The 15779-nt window shown below is 70.1% G+C and carries 19 protein-coding genes; 14 read left to right on the top strand and 5 right to left on the bottom strand.

The features are described 5' to 3' along the window. Positions 1-9: 9 nt before the first annotated feature. Both ABI214_RS05050 and ABI214_RS05045 read right to left on the bottom strand, forming a co-directional pair. Positions 10-585 carry an isochorismatase family protein gene (locus ABI214_RS05050; RefSeq protein ID WP_348606733.1) on the bottom strand — a complete coding sequence of 192 codons (576 nt, stop codon included), beginning with the start codon at positions 583-585 and terminating at the stop codon, positions 10-12. After that, positions 582-1874: a nicotinate phosphoribosyltransferase gene (locus tag ABI214_RS05045; protein WP_408586777.1), complete on the bottom strand. Its 1293-nt coding sequence runs from the start codon at positions 1872-1874 to the stop codon at positions 582-584. The genes ABI214_RS05050 and ABI214_RS05045 overlap by 4 nt, the downstream gene beginning before the upstream one ends. A 145-nt stretch (positions 1875-2019) precedes the next feature. Here ABI214_RS05045 and clpS point away from each other — a divergent pair, with 145 nt between their 5' ends. The 7 genes from clpS to rdgB all read left to right on the top strand — a co-directional run bounded on the left by clpS (position 2020) and on the right by rdgB (position 7119). Then, positions 2020-2361 carry an ATP-dependent Clp protease adapter ClpS gene (clpS, locus tag ABI214_RS05040; RefSeq protein WP_348606727.1) on the top strand — a complete coding sequence of 114 codons (342 nt, stop codon included), beginning with the start codon at positions 2020-2022 and terminating at the stop codon, positions 2359-2361. 46 nt (positions 2362-2407) lie between these two features. Continuing rightward, on the top strand, positions 2408-2983 hold the full coding sequence (locus ABI214_RS05035; RefSeq protein WP_280761030.1) for a DUF2017 domain-containing protein: 576 nt from the start codon (positions 2408-2410) through the stop codon (positions 2981-2983). Further along, the gene (locus ABI214_RS05030; RefSeq protein WP_348606723.1) at positions 2980-4068 is read left to right on the top strand and encodes a P1 family peptidase; all 1089 of its coding nucleotides are present in this window, start codon (positions 2980-2982) and stop codon (positions 4066-4068) included. Before ABI214_RS05035 ends, ABI214_RS05030 begins: the two co-directional genes overlap by 4 nt. Before the next feature lie 108 nt (positions 4069-4176). Continuing rightward, positions 4177-4779 carry a rhomboid family intramembrane serine protease gene (locus tag ABI214_RS05025; protein WP_348611285.1) on the top strand — a complete coding sequence of 201 codons (603 nt, stop codon included), beginning with the start codon at positions 4177-4179 and terminating at the stop codon, positions 4777-4779. A gap of 123 nt (positions 4780-4902) precedes the next feature. Next, positions 4903-5661 (top strand): cyclic nucleotide-degrading phosphodiesterase, encoded by a 759-nt coding sequence (locus ABI214_RS05020; RefSeq protein WP_348606721.1) that lies wholly within the window; start codon positions 4903-4905, stop codon positions 5659-5661. Between the two features lie 67 nt (positions 5662-5728). Then, entirely contained in the window at positions 5729-6511 is a 783-nt protein-coding gene (rph, locus tag ABI214_RS05015) for a ribonuclease PH (RefSeq protein ID WP_348606719.1), read from the top strand. Further along, positions 6508-7119, top strand: a complete 612-nt coding sequence (rdgB, locus tag ABI214_RS05010; protein ID WP_348606717.1) for an RdgB/HAM1 family non-canonical purine NTP pyrophosphatase — start codon at positions 6508-6510, stop codon at positions 7117-7119. Before rph ends, rdgB begins: the two co-directional genes overlap by 4 nt. 71 nt (positions 7120-7190) lie before the next feature. Here the strand turns inward: rdgB and ABI214_RS05005 are convergent, their stop codons facing one another. Both ABI214_RS05005 and ABI214_RS05000 read right to left on the bottom strand, forming a co-directional pair. After that, positions 7191-7571 carry a DUF3817 domain-containing protein gene (locus tag ABI214_RS05005; RefSeq protein ID WP_408586554.1) on the bottom strand — a complete coding sequence of 127 codons (381 nt, stop codon included), beginning with the start codon at positions 7569-7571 and terminating at the stop codon, positions 7191-7193. After that, positions 7568-7984 carry a transcriptional regulator gene (locus ABI214_RS05000; protein ID WP_348606715.1) on the bottom strand — a complete coding sequence of 139 codons (417 nt, stop codon included), beginning with the start codon at positions 7982-7984 and terminating at the stop codon, positions 7568-7570. Before ABI214_RS05000 ends, ABI214_RS05005 begins: the two co-directional genes overlap by 4 nt. A 267-nt stretch (positions 7985-8251) precedes the next feature. Here ABI214_RS05000 and rpsP point away from each other — a divergent pair, with 267 nt between their 5' ends. From rpsP to ABI214_RS04970, 6 genes are all read left to right on the top strand, one after another. Further along, positions 8252-8707 carry a 30S ribosomal protein S16 gene (gene rpsP, locus ABI214_RS04995; RefSeq protein ID WP_348606713.1) on the top strand — a complete coding sequence of 152 codons (456 nt, stop codon included), beginning with the start codon at positions 8252-8254 and terminating at the stop codon, positions 8705-8707. Beyond that, positions 8707-8949, top strand: coding sequence for an RNA-binding protein (locus ABI214_RS04990; RefSeq protein ID WP_005513947.1), 243 nt, complete (start codon positions 8707-8709; stop codon positions 8947-8949). The genes rpsP and ABI214_RS04990 overlap by 1 nt, the downstream gene beginning before the upstream one ends. A 7-nt stretch (positions 8950-8956) precedes the next feature. Next, positions 8957-9523: a ribosome maturation factor RimM gene (rimM, locus tag ABI214_RS04985; protein ID WP_348606709.1), complete on the top strand. Its 567-nt coding sequence runs from the start codon at positions 8957-8959 to the stop codon at positions 9521-9523. A gap of 10 nt (positions 9524-9533) precedes the next feature. After that, entirely contained in the window at positions 9534-10232 is a 699-nt protein-coding gene (trmD, locus tag ABI214_RS04980; protein ID WP_348606707.1) for a tRNA (guanosine(37)-N1)-methyltransferase TrmD, read from the top strand. Between the two features lie 67 nt (positions 10233-10299). Next, a complete protein-coding gene (locus ABI214_RS04975; RefSeq protein ID WP_348606705.1) occupies positions 10300-11673 on the top strand; it encodes a flavin monoamine oxidase family protein in 1374 nt (457 codons plus the stop codon). Between the two features lie 76 nt (positions 11674-11749). After that, positions 11750-12367: a transglutaminase-like domain-containing protein gene (locus ABI214_RS04970; protein ID WP_348606703.1), complete on the top strand. Its 618-nt coding sequence runs from the start codon at positions 11750-11752 to the stop codon at positions 12365-12367. Positions 12368-12382: 15 nt separating this feature from the next. Here the strand turns inward: ABI214_RS04970 and ABI214_RS04965 are convergent, their stop codons facing one another. After that, the gene (locus tag ABI214_RS04965) at positions 12383-13324 is read right to left on the bottom strand and encodes a serine hydrolase (protein WP_348606701.1); all 942 of its coding nucleotides are present in this window, start codon (positions 13322-13324) and stop codon (positions 12383-12385) included. A gap of 73 nt (positions 13325-13397) precedes the next feature. Here ABI214_RS04965 and ABI214_RS04960 point away from each other — a divergent pair, with 73 nt between their 5' ends. Then, a complete protein-coding gene (locus tag ABI214_RS04960) occupies positions 13398-15773 on the top strand; it encodes a Tex family protein (RefSeq protein WP_348606699.1) in 2376 nt (791 codons plus the stop codon). Positions 15774-15779: the final 6 nt, after the last annotated feature.

The following is a 15779-nucleotide window of genomic DNA, read 5'->3' as shown; positions in this document are numbered from 1 at the left end:
CCGCCACCGTCAGGTGCGGTCGGCGACCTGTCCGACCAGTTCGACGCCCGCTTCGTCGAGTTCGGTCAGCGTGGTCGCGACGGTGTCGGGGGAGACGCCGGCGGTGTAGGAGAGCAGGACGCGGGTCTGGAAGCCCTCGGTCACCGCGTCGAGGGCCGTCGCACGCACGCAGTGATCGGTGGCGATGCCGACCACGTCCACCGCGTCGATGTCGCGGTGGCACAGCCAGCCGGCGAGCGACTCGCCCTTCGGTGACACGCCCTCGAAGCCCGAGTAGGCGGCACTGTAGGCCCCCTTCGAGAACACCTCGTCGATCGGCTCGGTCTCGAGCGCCGGATGGAACTCGGCCCCCGGCGTCCCGGCCACGCAGTGCGGTGGCCACGTGTCGACGAAGTCCGGGTGATCGGAGAAGTGCGAACCGGGATCGATGTGCTTGTCCCGCGTCGCGACGATCGTCGCGTACCCCTGCCCGGAGAACAGGTCGTTGACGTCGGCCGCTACCGCGGCACCACCCGTGACGGCCAGCGATCCGCCCTCGCAGAAGTCGTTCTGGACGTCGACGACGATCAATGCGCGTCGGGTCACTGCCGCCACCCCTCTCCGGTGATCGTCGGCTCGGCCGCCGCCGCGAAACGGGTCGGCACGGCCGGCTCGCCGTGCGAGAGCTTGAGGCCTTCCCACGGCAGGCTCACGAGGTTCCGCGCCAGCAGCGCGCGGCTGTCCTCGAGAGACGGCAGATCGTCGGCGATCTTGCCGCCCCGCACGAGCGGGATCAGCAGCTCGCGCGCCTCGAACTCGCCAGGATCGGGCGCCGGCGTGCCGGCGCGGTACAGGACCTCCTCGACGACCGTCCCCGACGCACGACTCAGTCGCACCGCACGCTTGGTGCCACCGCGGGACTGCTTGTGGGCGCTGCGCTTCTCGACCGGGACACCGTCGACCTCGACGAGCTTGTAGACCATCCCCGCCGTCGGTGCGCCCGATCCCGTCACCAGCGACGTCCCGACGCCGTACGAGTCGACCGGTTCGGCGCGCAGCGCGGCGATCGAGTACTCGTCGAGATCGCCCGACACGACGATCCTGGTGCCCGTCGCGCCGAGCACGTCCAACTGGTCGCGGACCTGCCGTGCGAGCACGCCCAGGTCGCCCGAGTCGATTCGGACGCCGCCCAGCCCGGTGCCGGCCGCCGCGACCGCGTTCTTGACGCCCTGGGTGATGTCGTAGGTGTCCACCAACAGCGTCGTGCCGACCCCGAGCGCCGCGACCTGGGCCCGGAAGGCGGCCTCCTCGTTCGCGCCCCCGTCGGTGGTGTGCAGCAACGTGAAAGCGTGTGCGCTGGTGCCCGCCCCGGGCACCCCGTGCCGACGCACCGCCTCGAGATTCGACGTCGCGTCGAACCCGGCGAGATACGCCGAGCGCGCACACGCGACCGCGGACTCCTCGTGCGCGCGCCGCGACCCCATCTCGATCATCCGCCGGCCGTCGGCGGCACTGACCATGCGCGCGGCCGCCGACGCGATCGCGCTGTCGTGGTTGAGGATCGACAACACCAAGGTTTCGAGCAGGACACATTCGGCGAACGTTCCGCGTACCGACAGAATCGGGGATCCGGGGAAGTAGAGCTCGCCCTCGCGATAGCAGTCGATGTCACCGGAGAAGCGGAACTCGCGGAGCCATTCGACGGTCGCGGCGTCCAGGAACCGCGAGACGATCTCGAGCTCGGGTTCACCGAACCGGAAGCGCGCCAAGGCATCCGGGATCCGGCCCATCCCTCCGACGACGCCGTAGCGGCGTCCGTCGGGCAGGCGCCGGGCGAAGACCTCGAAGCTGCACGGGCGGTTCGCGGAGCCGTCGGCGAGGGCCGCCTCGACCATCGTCAACTCGTACTGGTCGGTGAGCAGCGCGGTACTCGGACGGTCTCCGGCGCGCTGTGCAGGAACGGTTGCCACGGGCCCAACTTTACGATTCGGCTGCCGGGCGCGGGTGTCGAGTTCGGAGCCCACGCCGTACCCTGGACCCATGGCGCAGTGCTCCACAGTGATTCCCCCGACCGCGGTTCCGGTCGGCAAGATGCCCGCCGCAGCGCCCCAGGAGGCGGAAATCGAGCAGATGACCGAGGCGCTCGACCGGCCCTGGGTCACCGTCGTCTGGGATGATCCCGTCAACCTCATGCACTACGTGACGTACATCTTCCAGAAGCTCTTCGGCTACAGCAAAGCCAAGGCCACGGACCTCATGATGCAGGTCCACAAGGAAGGCAAGGCGGTCGTCTCGAGCGGCTCGCGCGACAAGGTCGAGAACGACGTGCGCAAGCTGCACGCCGCCGGCCTGTGGGCCACCATGCAACGCGACAGCAGCTAGGCGCCCATCCCATCCATCTCGACCGTAAGGAATCCCGGGTACAGACGTGCGGACTTGGACGAGGAAGAACTCACTCGGCGGATTGAAGCTGCGTTCGGAGATGGACGCGCACGAGGCGGCAGTGCTGAGGTCGCTGGTGTCCTCGGTGACCGGGCTGCTCGAGGAGCGGGCCGCATCGGCGCCGACGGACGAGCTGGCGGCGCTCACCGGCATGCGGACCGGCAACAGCGACACCCCGTCGGACGCCGCCCTCGCCCGGCTGCTTCCGGACTTCCAGCGCGCGGACCCCGACGCACCCGACAACGATCCCGAGCGGGGCAACGTCAACAGCGCGCTGCGCAGCCTGCACGAGCCGGACATCATCGACGACAAGATCGCGGCCGGCGCGGTGATGCTGCAGACCGTCCCCGCCGAGGGCGGCAAGGTCGCGCTCACCCCGGAGCAGGCGGACGCCTGGCTCGCCGGTCTCAACGACATCCGCCTGGCGCTCGGCACCAACCTCGGCATCGACGCCGACACCCCCGACGAGTTGGAGGAAGGTGACCCCCGGGCCCCGCATCTCGACGTCTACCACTGGCTGACGTGGATGCAGGACTCGCTCGTCCAGGCGCTGATGTCGTGACGGCGCCCCGGCGGGCGGTCGTGACCGGGCCGTCGGACTCCCTGTGCGACGTCGAGGGTGTCCTGGTGGGGCACGACTACCTGCTCGACGCCGACGCGACTCTCGGCTCCGGCGCGGCGACCGGCTGCACCGTGGTGCGGGTCCCGTCCGGGGCCACCGCAGCCGTCGACGTGCGCGGCGGCGGCCCCGGCACCCGGGAGACCGACCTGCTCGACCCGAGCCATTCGGTGCAGCGGGTCGACGCGGTGCTGCTGTCCGGCGGCAGCGCGTACGGCCTGGCCGCGGCAGACGGTGTCATGCGCTGGCTCGAGGAGCACGATCACGGCATCCCGATGGGCGCGCCGGGCCAGGTGGTCCCCATCGTGCCGGGCGCGGTGATCTTCGATCTGCCCGTCGGCGACTGGCACACCCGCCCGACAACCGAGTTCGGCTACCGGGCGACGGACCGGGCGGGTACCGCCGTCGAGACCGGCAGCGTCGGCGCCGGCACCGGCGCCCGGGCCGGGGTCCTCAAGGGCGGTGTCGGCACCGCCAGCACGGTCATCCAGGGCGGACCGGCCGACGGCGTGACCGTCGCCGCGCTCATGGTCGCCAATCCGGTCGGCTCGGTGTGGGATCCGGAGACCGGCCTGCCGTGGGGCCTGTCGCTCGCGGACGCGGAGCGGCGCGGGGTCCGGCGGCCCGCACCCGACGAGCTCGCCGCGGCAAACGCGCTGGGAGAGAAGGCGACCGTCCTCAACACCACGATCGGGGTCGTCGCGACCGATGCCGAGCTGTCGAAGGCGTCGTGCCGCCGGGTCGCGGTCGCCGGGCACGACGGCATGGCCCGCGCGATCCGGCCCGCGCATTCACCGCTCGACGGCGACACCATCTTCGCGCTCGCGACGGGGACCCGCGAGACCCCGACACCGGACGGCGTGCCCGCGGCGTTCCCGGCCGAACTGCCGATCCTGGACGCGGTCTGTTCGGCGGCCGCGCAGTGCGTGCAGCGCGCCATCGTCGACGCGATCCTCTCGGCCACCACCGTCGCGGGCATCCCCAGCTACCGGGACGTGTTCCCGTCGGCGTTCGGGACTTCCGGCTAGATCGCGCGGTCGTTCGGCACCCGTCGCGTGTCGGACGGCGTCGGTAGGCTCGACGCCGTGACAGCCGGATCCGAACTGACCGCGCGGCCGCCGCGCACCCCCCGCCCGATGTGGCAGCGCGCCGCGATGACCATCGGTGGTTTCGTCGCGGTCCTCTACGTGCTCGAGGCGATCGACACCGTCGCCGGAAACCGGCTGGACGCATGGGGCATCCAGCCGCTCTCGGTCGACGGGCTGAGGGGCATCGCGTTCGCGCCGATGCTCCACAACGGCTGGGGGCACCTGTTCGCGAACACGGTGCCGCTGCTGGTGCTGGGGTTCCTGGTGCTGATGTCGGGGATCGGGCGAGGTCTGGCGGCCACCGGGATCATCTGGGTGATCGGCGGTCTCGGCACGTGGCTGACGGGCGGCCACGCCCTGCATCTCGGCGCGTCGGTCCTGGTCTTCGGATGGCTCGCGTTCCTGCTGGTGCGCGGGGTCTTCACCCGCAGCGTCGGTCAGATCCTGCTCGGCGTCGTCGTACTGTTCGTGTACGGCGGCATCCTGTGGGGCGTGCTGCCGGGGCAGAACGGGATCTCGTGGCAGGGGCACCTGTTCGGGGCGATCGGCGGGGTCGTGGCGGCCTGGGTGCTGTCGTCGGACACCCGGCGCAAGCGCGTGGCGGCGCCCGCGGCGGGCGGCATCTCCACCGCATCGCGCCCGCTGGGCTGACTCGGCCGTCACACACCCCGACACCGAAATGCCGCATCACAATCCGACGTCGGATGTGAGTTGACGCCGCCGAAAGTGACCGAAGCTTTTTGAGAGCTGGGTGATCGTGGCAGCATAGCTGGCATGCGCATTACGGTCCTGGGATGTTCGGGCAGCGTCTCCGGACCTGACTCGGCTGCGTCGGGCTACTTGTTGACCGCGCCCGGCACCCCGCCGGTCGTCATGGATTTCGGCCCCGGCGTCCTCGGAGCCCTGCAGAAGTACGCCGATCCGGGCGAGGCGACGATCCTGCTGTCGCACCTGCACGCGGACCACTGCCTCGACATGCCCGGTCTGCTGGTGTGGCGCCGGTACCACCCGAATCCGCCCGCCGGCCGCGCCCTGGTCTACGGGCCCACCGACAGCGCCTGCCGCATCGGTGTCGCGTCCGCGGAGTGCGGCGGCGAACTCGACGACATCTCCGACACCATCGAACTGCGCAACTGGTCCGACGGCCACGTCGCGGAGATCGGCGAGATCACGGTGCAGGCGTGGCAGGTGAACCATCCGCCGGAGTCGTACGGCTTCCGCGTCACCAGCGGTGAGGGCCGTGTCCTCGCGTACACGGGTGACACCGGCATGTGCGACGCCGTCGTCGACCTCGCCCGCGGCGCGGACGTGCTGCTGTCGGAGGCGTCGTGGACGCACAGCCCGGACCGGCCCCAGGGCATCCACCTGTCCGGCACCGAGGCCGGCCAGGTCGCCGCCCGCGCAGGGGTCGGGGAGCTGCTGCTCACGCACATCCCGCCGTGGACGTCGCGCGAGGACGTCATCGCCGAGGCGAAGGCGGAATTCTCCGGCCCGGTGCACGCGGTGTCGGCCGGGGACGTCTACACCGTCTGACGCCACCGCCTCGCCCGCGCGGCCTGCGACGGGGCTCACGTCGGCGGTGCCGACTAGGCTCACGGACGTGACGACACGAGAAGACGGTAGGGCGGACGACGAGCTCCGCGAGGTCCGGATCACCCGCGGATTCACGAACCATCCCGCGGGTTCGGTGCTGGTCGAGTTCGGCAACACGCGGGTGATGTGCACCGCGAGCGTCGAGGCGGGTGTGCCGCGCTGGCGCAAGGGCTCCGGGCTGGGCTGGCTCACCGCCGAGTACGCGATGCTGCCCGCCGCGACACACACCCGCAGCGGCCGCGAATCGGTCAAGGGCAAGGTCGGCGGCCGGACCCAGGAGATCAGTCGACTGGTCGGCCGCTCGCTGCGCGCGTGCATCGACCTCGCTGCGATCGGTGAGAACACGATCGCCATCGACTGCGACGTGCTCCAGGCCGACGGCGGCACCCGCACCGCCGCCATCACCGGCGCGTACGTCGCGCTGGTCGACGCCGTGACCTACCTGCGCGCCGCGGATCGCCTGGCCGACCCGCAGCCCATCTCGTGCGCGATCGCCGCCGTCAGCGTCGGCGTCGTCGACGGCCGCGTCCGGCTGGACCTGCCGTACGAGGAGGACTCGCGCGCGGAGGTCGACATGAACGTCGTCGCGACGGACACCGGCACGCTCGTCGAGATCCAGGGCACCGGCGAGGGCGCGACGTTCCCGCGCTCCACGCTGGACAAGCTCCTCGACTCGGCGCTGGGTGGCTGCGAGAAGCTGTTCGAGGTGCAGAAGGCCGCGCTCGCCGAGCCGTACCCGGGTGTGCTGCCCGAGTCGTCCGAGCCCAAGAAGAAGGCGTTCGGGAGTTGAGCGGCAAGATCCTGGTCGCCAGCCGCAACGCCAAGAAGCTCGGTGAGCTGCGCCGGGTCCTCGCCGCCGCCGGCATCGAGGGACTCGACGTGATCGGCCTCGACGAGGTCCCCGAGTTCCCGGAGACGCCGGAGACGGGCGCGACGTTCGAGGAGAACGCGATCGTCAAGGCCGTCGACGGTGCCGCGGCCACCGGGCTGCCGTGCGTCGCCGACGACTCCGGACTCGAGGTCGATGCGCTCAACGGCATGCCGGGGGTGCTGTCGGCGCGATGGAGCGGCGGTCACGGCGACGACGGCGCCAACACGGCGCTGCTGCTGGGACAGCTGTCGGACGTGCCCGACGAGCGCCGCGGCGGCGCGTTCGTGTCGGCGTGCGCCCTCGCGATCCCGGGGCAGGACACCGTCGTGGTGCGCGGTGAGTGGCGCGGACGGATCGTCCGCGAACCGCGCGGCGTGAACGGGTTCGGCTACGACCCCGTCTTCGAGCCCGAGGGCGAGGAGCGGACGTCGGCCGAGCTGTCGCCGCAGGAGAAGGACGCCGCCTCGCACCGGGGCCGCGCGTTGGCGCAGCTGGTGCCGGCGCTCGCGCAGCTGGCGAAGGCCTAGCGCATCGCGCAACACGAAGGGCCCGTCTCGAACGAGACGGGCCCTTCGTGTTACGCGGGGATCGAGGTCGCTCAGACCCCGAAGTCCTTCTTGACCTGCACGGTGCGCCAGTGCTCGACGAAGAACGACAGGAACGGGACGGTGCCGGCGAGCAGGGTGCCGATGGTGCGGCCCGCGGGCCAGCGCACCTTGACCGCCAGATCGATCGTCATGATCAGGTACACGAAGTACACCCAGCCGTGGACGATCGCGATCCAGGTCGGCAGGTTGTCGACTCCGAAGATGTACTTGGCCACCATCTCGGCGGTCAGCACGAGGAGCCAGATGCCGGTGGCGTACGCGAGCACGCGGTAGCGCAGGAGCGCGGAGGCGATCTTCTGGTTGTCCTGGCCGGCGGGTGCCGTCGTGGGTCGGGTCTGCTGCGGTGTGGTCTCGTGGGGGCCGCCGCTCACTTGTCGCTCCTATCGGGCTCGCGAGCGGAGAGCTCGGCGAGGTAATCGTTGTACGCGAGCATCTGTCGCGCCTCGGGGTCGTCGAGATCCGTTGCGCTCACCGATTCCGCCTTCGGGCGTTCGGGAAGCAGTCCCTCGGGGACCTCGGTCGGCTGGTCGTCCGCGGCACCGTCGGCCGAGCCGTCGGCCGCGGTCTCGTCGCGGCCGTCCTCGAGCTGGACGAACCGCCGGTAGGCGTAGACGACGAACGCCGCGAAGAGCGGCCACTGGAACGCGTACCCGAGGTTCTGGCCCGTGCCACCCACGGACTCGAATCGTGTCCACTGCCACCACCCGAGCGCCAGGCACCCGGCGGCGGCGACGACGACCAGCAGGATCAGTGCTGGTCGGCTCTTTCGACTGGTTCGGGCCACATATCGACGGTACCCGAGGTGGGAAGGGTCGCCGTCTGCGTGCCGGGTGGTTCTGGTCACCGGACCTGCACGTGAACGGGGGTGACGGCCTGCGTTTCCGTTCCGTGCGGGTCGTCTGGCAGAATGAACCGCTGTTCGTCGCATCCGGTTACGTACCGCGCGACGGTCACAGGAGAGAGGCAAAACCGGACTCACCGACCTGGTGGGTCGCTGAATTGCACGTGACACGTGTGCACCGATGTGCGCACTGAAGGAGATACGCAGCGCATGGCTGTCAAGATCAAGCTCACCCGCCTCGGCAAGATCCGCAACCCGCAGTACCGGATCATCGTCGCGGACTCTCGCACCCGCCGCAACGGCCGTGCGATCGAGACCATCGGCAAGTACCACCCGAAGGAAGAGCCGTCGCTCATCGAGATCGACTCGGAGCGCGCTCAGTACTGGCTGGGTGTCGGCGCGCAGCCGACCGAGCCGGTCGAGAACCTGCTGAAGATCACCGGTGACTGGCAGAAGTTCAAGGGCCTGCCGGGCGCCGAGGGCACCCTCAAGGTCAAGGAGGCCAAGCCGTCCAAGCTGGAGCTGTTCCAGGCTGCGCTGGCGCAGGCCGAGAACGAGCCGGTTTCCGAGGCCATCACGCCCAAGAAGAAGAAGGCTGCGAAGGAAGAGGCCGCTGAGGCCGAGGCTCCCGCGGCTGACGCCGAGTCCACCGAGGCTGCCGAGTAATGAGCGCCGTTGTCGCCGATGCCGTCGAGCATCTCGTCCGTGGGATCGTCGCCAACCCCGACGACGTTCGCGTCGAGCTGATCACGGGGCGTCGGGGGCGCACCGTCGAGGTGCATGTGCACCCCGACGATCTCGGGAAGGTGATCGGTCGCGGTGGTCGCACCGCGACCGCCCTGCGGACCCTCGTCTCCGGTATCGGGGGCCGTGGGATCCGCGTCGACGTCGTCGACACCGACCTGTAAGTCCGCAGTGGAACTCGTCGTAGGCCGCATCGCCAAGTCGCACGGCATCAAGGGAGAGCTGGTCGTCGAGGTTCGCACCGACGAACCCGAGGAGCGCTTCGCCGTCGGTACCGAGCTGCGGGGCCGCAAGCCGCGCGAGAACAAGCTGCACACGTTCGTGGTGGAAGCCGCCCGGGAGCATTCCGGGCGGCTTCTGCTGCGCCTGCGCGGTGTCACCGACCGCACCACCGCGGACGGCATGCGCGGCATGTTGTTCCTCATCGACACCGCCGATCTCGCTCCGTCCGACGATCCGGACGAGTTCTACGATCACGAGCTCGAGGGCCTGGCCGTGCGGATGGCGGCCGGCCGCCCCGACGCCGGCGACCCGGTCGGCACCGTGATCGAGGTATTGCATTCCGCCGCAGGAGAATTGCTGTCCATCCGACCGGAGGGGCAGACGTCGGGCGAGGTTCTGGTGCCGTTCGTGACGGCGATCGTGCCGACCGTGTCCGTCGCCGACGGCGTCATCGAGATCGACCCGCCGGAAGGCTTGCTGGATCCGAATTTCGGGGACAGCTCCAACGAGGAGTGACCGAACCACCGTGCGTCTCGACGTAGTCACGATCTTCCCCGAGTACCTCGAGCCGCTCCGGGCCGCACTGCTCGGCAAGGCGATCGACAAGGGACTCATCTCCGTCGGCGTCCACGATCTGCGCCGCTGGACCCACGACGTCCACAAGGCCGTCGACGATTCCCCGTACGGCGGTGGGCCGGGCATGGTCATGAAGCCCACGGTGTGGGGCGACGCGCTCGACGAGGTTCTCACCGACGACAACGGTGACCCCGATTCCGAGGCCCTCCTGGTCGTCCCCACTCCCGCGGGTGTGCCGTTCACCCAGGCCACCGCGCACCGCTGGGCCGAGGAGAAGCACCTGGTCTTCGCGTGCGGCCGCTACGAGGGCATCGACCAGCGGGTCTTCGAGGACGCGTCCCGCCGGGTGCGAGTCGAAGAGGTGTCCATCGGCGACTACGTGCTGATCGGCGGCGAGGCCGCGGTGCTCGTCATGGTCGAGGCCGTCGTCCGTCTCCTGCCGGGTGTGCTCGGCAATCAACAGTCCCACCAGGAGGATTCGTTCTCCGACGGTCTCCTCGAGGGGCCCAGCTACACGCGCCCGGTCAGTTGGCGCGGACTCGACGTCCCGCCGGTGCTGCTGTCCGGTGATCACGCGAAGGTCGCGGCCTGGCGGCGGGCGCAGTCGCTCCAACGCACGGCCGAGCGTCGGCCGGATCTCCTTTCCTGATCGGTTCGCACCGACCTTTGACCCCGCGCGGGTCGCCCGAGTAGGCAGGAACTCGAGGTGACCTGTGATGACCGATGTCGACTACTGCGTCGTGGGGGCCGGGTTCGCGGGGCTGACCGCCGCTCTGCGACTGAAACAGGCGGGCCGCTCCGTCACCGTGCTCGAGGCCCGTGACCGGCTCGGCGGCCGCACCTTCACCGAAACCCGCGACGACGGCGTGTGGATCGACCGCGGCGGCGCCTGGATCGGTCCCGGCCAGGACCGGATCCATGCGCTGATGACCGAGTTCGGAGTGCCGAGCTACAAGCAGTACACCGACGGCGACGCGATGATGATGGTCGACGGCAAGAGGTACCGCTACCAGGGCACGATCCCGATGACGATGAGCCCGTGGGCCGTCGCGAACCTGGGTACGGTGTTCCTCGAACTCGGGGAACTGTGCAAGTCGATCCCGCTGGACGCGCCGTGGGAGGCGAAGCGGGCCGCCGAGTGGGATCGGATCACCCTCGCGAAGTGGCTCGACGACAACGTGCACTCCAAGCCCGCACACGAACTGCTCGAGATGGCGATCGCCGGTTGCTACACGTCGGCCGCGTCCGAGGTGTCGTTCCTGTTCGTGCTGTACCAGATGGCGTCCGGCGGCGGACCGGGCTTCGTGCTGGGAGTCAAGGACGCGGCGCAGGATTCGCGTCCGGTCGGCGGGATGGGGGCGATCTACCGACCGATGGCGGCCGAGCTCGGCCGATCCGTCCACCTGTCGCAGCCGGTGCGCACGATCGTGCAGGACGACGGGGGCGTCACCGTCAAGACCGATCAGCTGACGGTCCGTGCCCGGCGGGTGATCGTCACGGTGCCGCTCGCGGTCGCCGCGCAGATCCGCTACGAGCCGCTGCTGCCGGTCGATCGGACGTTCCTGCACCAGCGGACGCCGAGCGGCGCGATCCGCAAGATCTCGGTGCTGTACGACGAGCCGTTCTGGCGCGCGGACGGGCTGTCCGGTCAGTCGGCCGCACCCGGATCGGCGGCGATGGTCACGATCGACGCCGGCACCGATGCAGTGAGCCCGGGTGTGCTGTGCGTGATCGTGGAGGGGCCGGGTGCCCGCGAACTCGGCCGGTTGACGGCGCCGGAGCGCCGGACCGCCGTCGTCGCAGCGCTCACCGAACGATTCGGCAGCGCGGCGGCGGCGCCGATCGATGTCGTCGAGCAGGACTGGAGCGCCGAGCGGTACTCCGGCGGCGGCATGCTCAGCCACGCGCCGACCGGGGTGCTCACCGAATTCGGGCCGGCGCTGCGCGCGCCCTGTGGCCGCATCCACTGGGCGGGCACCGAGAGTTCCGCCGTGATGTGTGGGTGGATCGACGGGGCGGTGCGGTCGGGGGAGCGGGCCGCGCGGGAGGTCATCGCCGCCGACGACCTGGTGGGCGCCGGGCGTAGCTAGCGCGGGCGAGCCGGAGACTGCCTCCCGTGTGGAAATGTCGGTGCGCCAGTAGACGACTCGCTCTAGGGTTCCGGGTATGGCGAACACCGACCTAACGCTGGAAGCGGCTGCCCCGGATACCTATCTCGGAGACGACGGGATCATCCAGGCGCAGTCGCCGACTGTCCGGCTGCTGGCGCGTCGGCTGCGCGAGCGAGCAGGTGGAGACGTGCCGTTCGCCAAGGCTGCGTTCGAGTGGGTCCGCGACCGCGTCGGTCATTCGTACGACGTCCAGGACGCCCGCGCGACACTGACTGCGAACGACGTTCTCGCAGAGCGCGTAGGGCTGTGCTACGCAAAGTCGCACCTGCTGGCTGCGCTCTTGCGATCCGAGGGTATCCCGACCGGCCTCTGCTACCAGCGCCTCGTGCACAACGACGGCCACGTACTGCATGGGTTGGTCGCGATCCATCTCGAAGGAGACTGGCATCGCCAGGATCCACGCGGCAACAAGCCGGGTATCCACGCGGAATTCTCGCTCGATGTGGAAAGGCTTGCCTGGAGGGTCGATCCGTCGTTCAGTGAGGTCGACTACCCGAAGGTGTTCGTCTCGCCGGCCCGCTGCGTCGTCGACGCGCTTCGTGGCACGACCGACGTGCTTTCGCTCTACGACACAGGCCTGCCGACCGGGCTCGACGCATCAGACGCCGTATGAAGGAGAAGGCAGGCTCTAGTCGATTCGCTTCTGCGGGAACACCGTTCGCACGACGTCGGTGATCGTCTCGCGGGCGTGCGCCGCGCTGACGTCGTCGACGGCCGCGGTGAGCGAGGTGTCCGGGTATTCGGCGTCACTGTCGCCGTAGTCGAGGTTTTCGCGGGAGACGAGCACCAGCACGTAGCGGTCGTCGGGTCCGATCACGCCGGTCGACAGGTGTGTCCACCGGTCGTCGATACAGCACATCCAGCCTTGCTTGACGGCGATCTCCGTCTCGTCGGGCAGGCCCGCGGGGATCCCGAAGCTCTGGTCGTAGCCGTCCGCGGCGGTCGGGCTGGATGCGCGCAGGTAGGTCATCATCTCGTCGCGGTGTGCCGCGTCGAGGCCGCCGCGGCCGTCGAGCACCGCCGAGTAGTAGTCGACGAGGTCCCGTCCGGTCGTCATGGTGTTCCACCAGTGGTCGTCGTACGGAACCGACGTGTCCAGTAGCCCGTACCGAGACACCACGTCGACGATCATGTCCGAGGTGCCGTACTGGTCCCACAGCTGGTTGGCGGCGTCGTCGTCGGAGTACTCGAGCATCCGCGCCACGAGGGCGTGCTCGTCGCCGCCCAGGGCGAGTTCCGCGGTCGCCTCGCGGTAGAAGAGGTCGTCCGCGATGAACAGTTTCGCGACCGACGCGGTCGCGAACGGCGTCGCGTCCGCGAACGATTCGTAGTGTCCGTCACGTCGGTCGAGCAGCGCGATGGTGACGTCCGCGCCGCGGTCGGCGGCGTCCACGACGGACTGGGTGATCCGCCCCTCGAGAGTGAGCGGCGCGGTCTCGACCGTCGCGCTGTCGGCCCTGTTCGCGTGTCGGCTGTCGGGCGTGGTCCCGTCGTCGAACGGCGTCGCGCAGGCAGTGATCGCGGCGATGGCGAGGCACACGCCGGCGAGGCGTCGTACTCGTCCCGCCACTGGATCCTCCACCACATCGTTCGCCGTCCTCATTACCGACGCCCCGGACAGGGTAGCGGTAGGGTCGTTCGCCGTGACGACTGCTCTCAAATCCGTGAACCAGCGCATCGCCGACGAGCTCGACGTACGGGAGGGGCAGGTCGCCGCGGCCGTCGACCTCCTGGACGGCGGCGCCACGGTCCCGTTCATCGCCCGCTACCGCAAGGAGGTCACGGGCGCCCTCGACGACGCTCAGCTGCGTCAGCTCGAGGAGCGGCTGCGTTACCTGCGTGAGCTCGACGAGCGGCGCGTCGCGGTGCTCGAGTCGATCCGCTCGCAGGACAAGCTCGACGCGCAGCTCGAGCAGCAGATCATGCTGGCCGAGACGAAGGCTCGGCTCGAGGACATCTACCTGCCGTACAAGCCGAAGCGGCGCACCAAGGCCCAGATCGCGCGTGAGGCCGGCCACGAACCGGTCGCGGACGCGCTGATCGGTGATCCCACCGTCGACCCCGCCGGATACGACGCCGAGCAGCTCGACGGCGCCCGCGCGATCCTCGTCGAACGGTTCGCCGAGGACGCCGACCTGGTCGGCGAGCTGCGCGAGCTGATGTGGACCCGCGGCCAGGTCGAGTCGGCGGTCCGCAAGGGCAAAGAGGCCGAGGGCGCCAAGTTCGCGGACTACTTCGAGTTCTCCGAGCCGTTCGAGAAGCTGCCGTCGCACCGGATCCTCGCGATGTTCCGCGGGGAGAAGGAAGAGGTGCTGTCGCTGACCCTGGCATCCGACCGCGAGCCGCTGGAACTGGGCCAGACCAGCGTGTACGAGGGCCGGATCGCGAACCGGTTCGACATCGCGGACCGCGGCCGTCCGGCCGACCGCTGGCTGCTCGACACCGTCCGCTGGGCGTGGAAGACCAAGATGCTCATCACGCTCGGCATCGACACCCGGATGCGGCTGCGCCAGTCGGCGGAGAAGGACGCCGTCGACGTGTTCGCGGCCAACCTCAAGGACCTGCTGCTCGCGGCGCCCGCAGGCACCCGCGCCACGATGGGCCTGGACCCGGGCTTCCGCACCGGTACCAAGGTCGCGGTCGTCGACGCCACCGGCAAGGTCGTCGCGCACGACACGATCTACCCGCACCAGCCGCACAACAAGTGGGACCAGTCGCTCGCGACGCTCGCCGCCCTCGCCGCCAAGCACGGCGTCGAGCTCGTCGCCATCGGGAACGGCACCGCGTCCCGCGAGACGGACGCGCTGGCCACCGAACTGATCTCGAAGTTCCCCGAGGCGGGGCTGACGAAGGTCATGGTGTCCGAGGCCGGGGCGTCGGTGTACTCGGCATCGGCCTACGCGTCGCAGGAGCTGCCCGACCTCGACGTCTCGATCCGCGGCGCCGTCTCGATCGCGCGCCGCCTGCAGGATCCGCTCGCCGAGCTGGTGAAGATCGACCCCAAGTCGATCGGTGTCGGCCAGTACCAGCACGACGTGTCCGAAACGATGCTCGCGCGCTCGCTCGGCGCGGTCGTCGAGGACGCCGTCAACGCGGTCGGCGTGGACGTCAACACCGCGTCGGTGCCGCTGCTGTCGCGAGTGTCGGGCATCGCCGGCTCGCTCGCCGAGAGCATCGTCGCGCACCGCGACCAGAACGGCCCGTTCCGCAGCCGCAAGGGACTCAAGGACGTACCGCGGCTCGGGCCGAAGGCGTTCGAGCAGTGCGCCGGCTTCCTGCGCATCCCGAACGGCGACGATCCGCTCGACGCGTCCGCCGTGCACCCCGAGGCCTACCCGGTGGTGCGCCGGATCGTGCAGTCCTCCGGGGCGGGGGTGGGTGAGCTGATCGGCAACACCGCCGTCCTGCAGAAGGTGAGGCCGGCCGACTTCGTCGACGAGAAGTTCGGCCTGCCGACGGTCACCGACATCATCGCCGAGCTGGACAAGCCGGGGCGTGACCCGCGACCGGAGTTCAAGACAGCGACGTTCGCGGCCGGCATCGAGAAGGTCGCGCACCTGAAGCCCGGCATGGTGCTCGAGGGCGTCGTCACCAATGTCGCGGCGTTCGGCGCCTTCGTCGACGTGGGTGTGCACCAGGACGGCCTGGTGCACGTGTCGGCGATGTCGCGCACCTTCGTCAGCGACCCGCGCGAGGTCGTCAAGTCCGGCGACGTCGTCAAGGTCAAGGTGCTCGAGGTCGACGTCGACCGTCAGCGGATCGGGCTCACGCTGCGCCTGGACGACGAGGTCGGCGCCGGCGCGAGCCCGAAGGGCGGACAGGGCGGACGCGGACCCCGGCCGAACGGCCAGGGCGGCGGTCAGCGGCAGGGCGGACAGCGCCAGGGCGGTCAGCGGCAGGGCGGGCAGGGCCAGGGCGGTCAGCGGCAGGGCGGGCAGGGCCGGGACCGACGGTCCGATGCGCGTCCCGCGGGCGGATCCATGGCCGACGCGCTCCGCAAGGCGGGCTTCGGGAAGTGACCCGTC

This window comes from Prescottella soli, from assembly GCF_040024445.1.
In the GTDB taxonomy this organism is placed as follows: Bacteria; Actinomycetota; Actinomycetes; order Mycobacteriales; family Mycobacteriaceae; genus Prescottella; species Prescottella soli.
Note: the sequence above shows the minus strand (reverse complement) of the source record. Positions and strands in the feature narration are given on the sequence as shown.

What these genes read in the sequence shown, in the direction of transcription:
- ABI214_RS05045 (WP_408586777.1), bottom strand. Translation starts at nt 1,874, where the DNA reads ATGGTCGAGGCGGCCCTCGCCGACGGCTCCGCGAACCGCCCGTGCAGC.
- clpS (WP_348606727.1), top strand. Translation starts at nt 2,020, where the DNA reads ATGGCGCAGTGCTCCACAGTGATTCCCCCGACCGCGGTTCCGGTCGGC.
- ABI214_RS05025 (WP_348611285.1), top strand. Translation starts at nt 4,177, where the DNA reads ATGTGGCAGCGCGCCGCGATGACCATCGGTGGTTTCGTCGCGGTCCTC.
- ABI214_RS05020 (WP_348606721.1), top strand. Translation starts at nt 4,903, where the DNA reads ATGCGCATTACGGTCCTGGGATGTTCGGGCAGCGTCTCCGGACCTGAC.
- rpsP (WP_348606713.1), top strand. Translation starts at nt 8,252, where the DNA reads ATGGCTGTCAAGATCAAGCTCACCCGCCTCGGCAAGATCCGCAACCCG.
- ABI214_RS04990 (WP_005513947.1), top strand. Translation starts at nt 8,707, where the DNA reads ATGAGCGCCGTTGTCGCCGATGCCGTCGAGCATCTCGTCCGTGGGATC.
- ABI214_RS04975 (WP_348606705.1), top strand. Translation starts at nt 10,300, where the DNA reads ATGACCGATGTCGACTACTGCGTCGTGGGGGCCGGGTTCGCGGGGCTG.
- ABI214_RS04970 (WP_348606703.1), top strand. Translation starts at nt 11,750, where the DNA reads ATGGCGAACACCGACCTAACGCTGGAAGCGGCTGCCCCGGATACCTAT.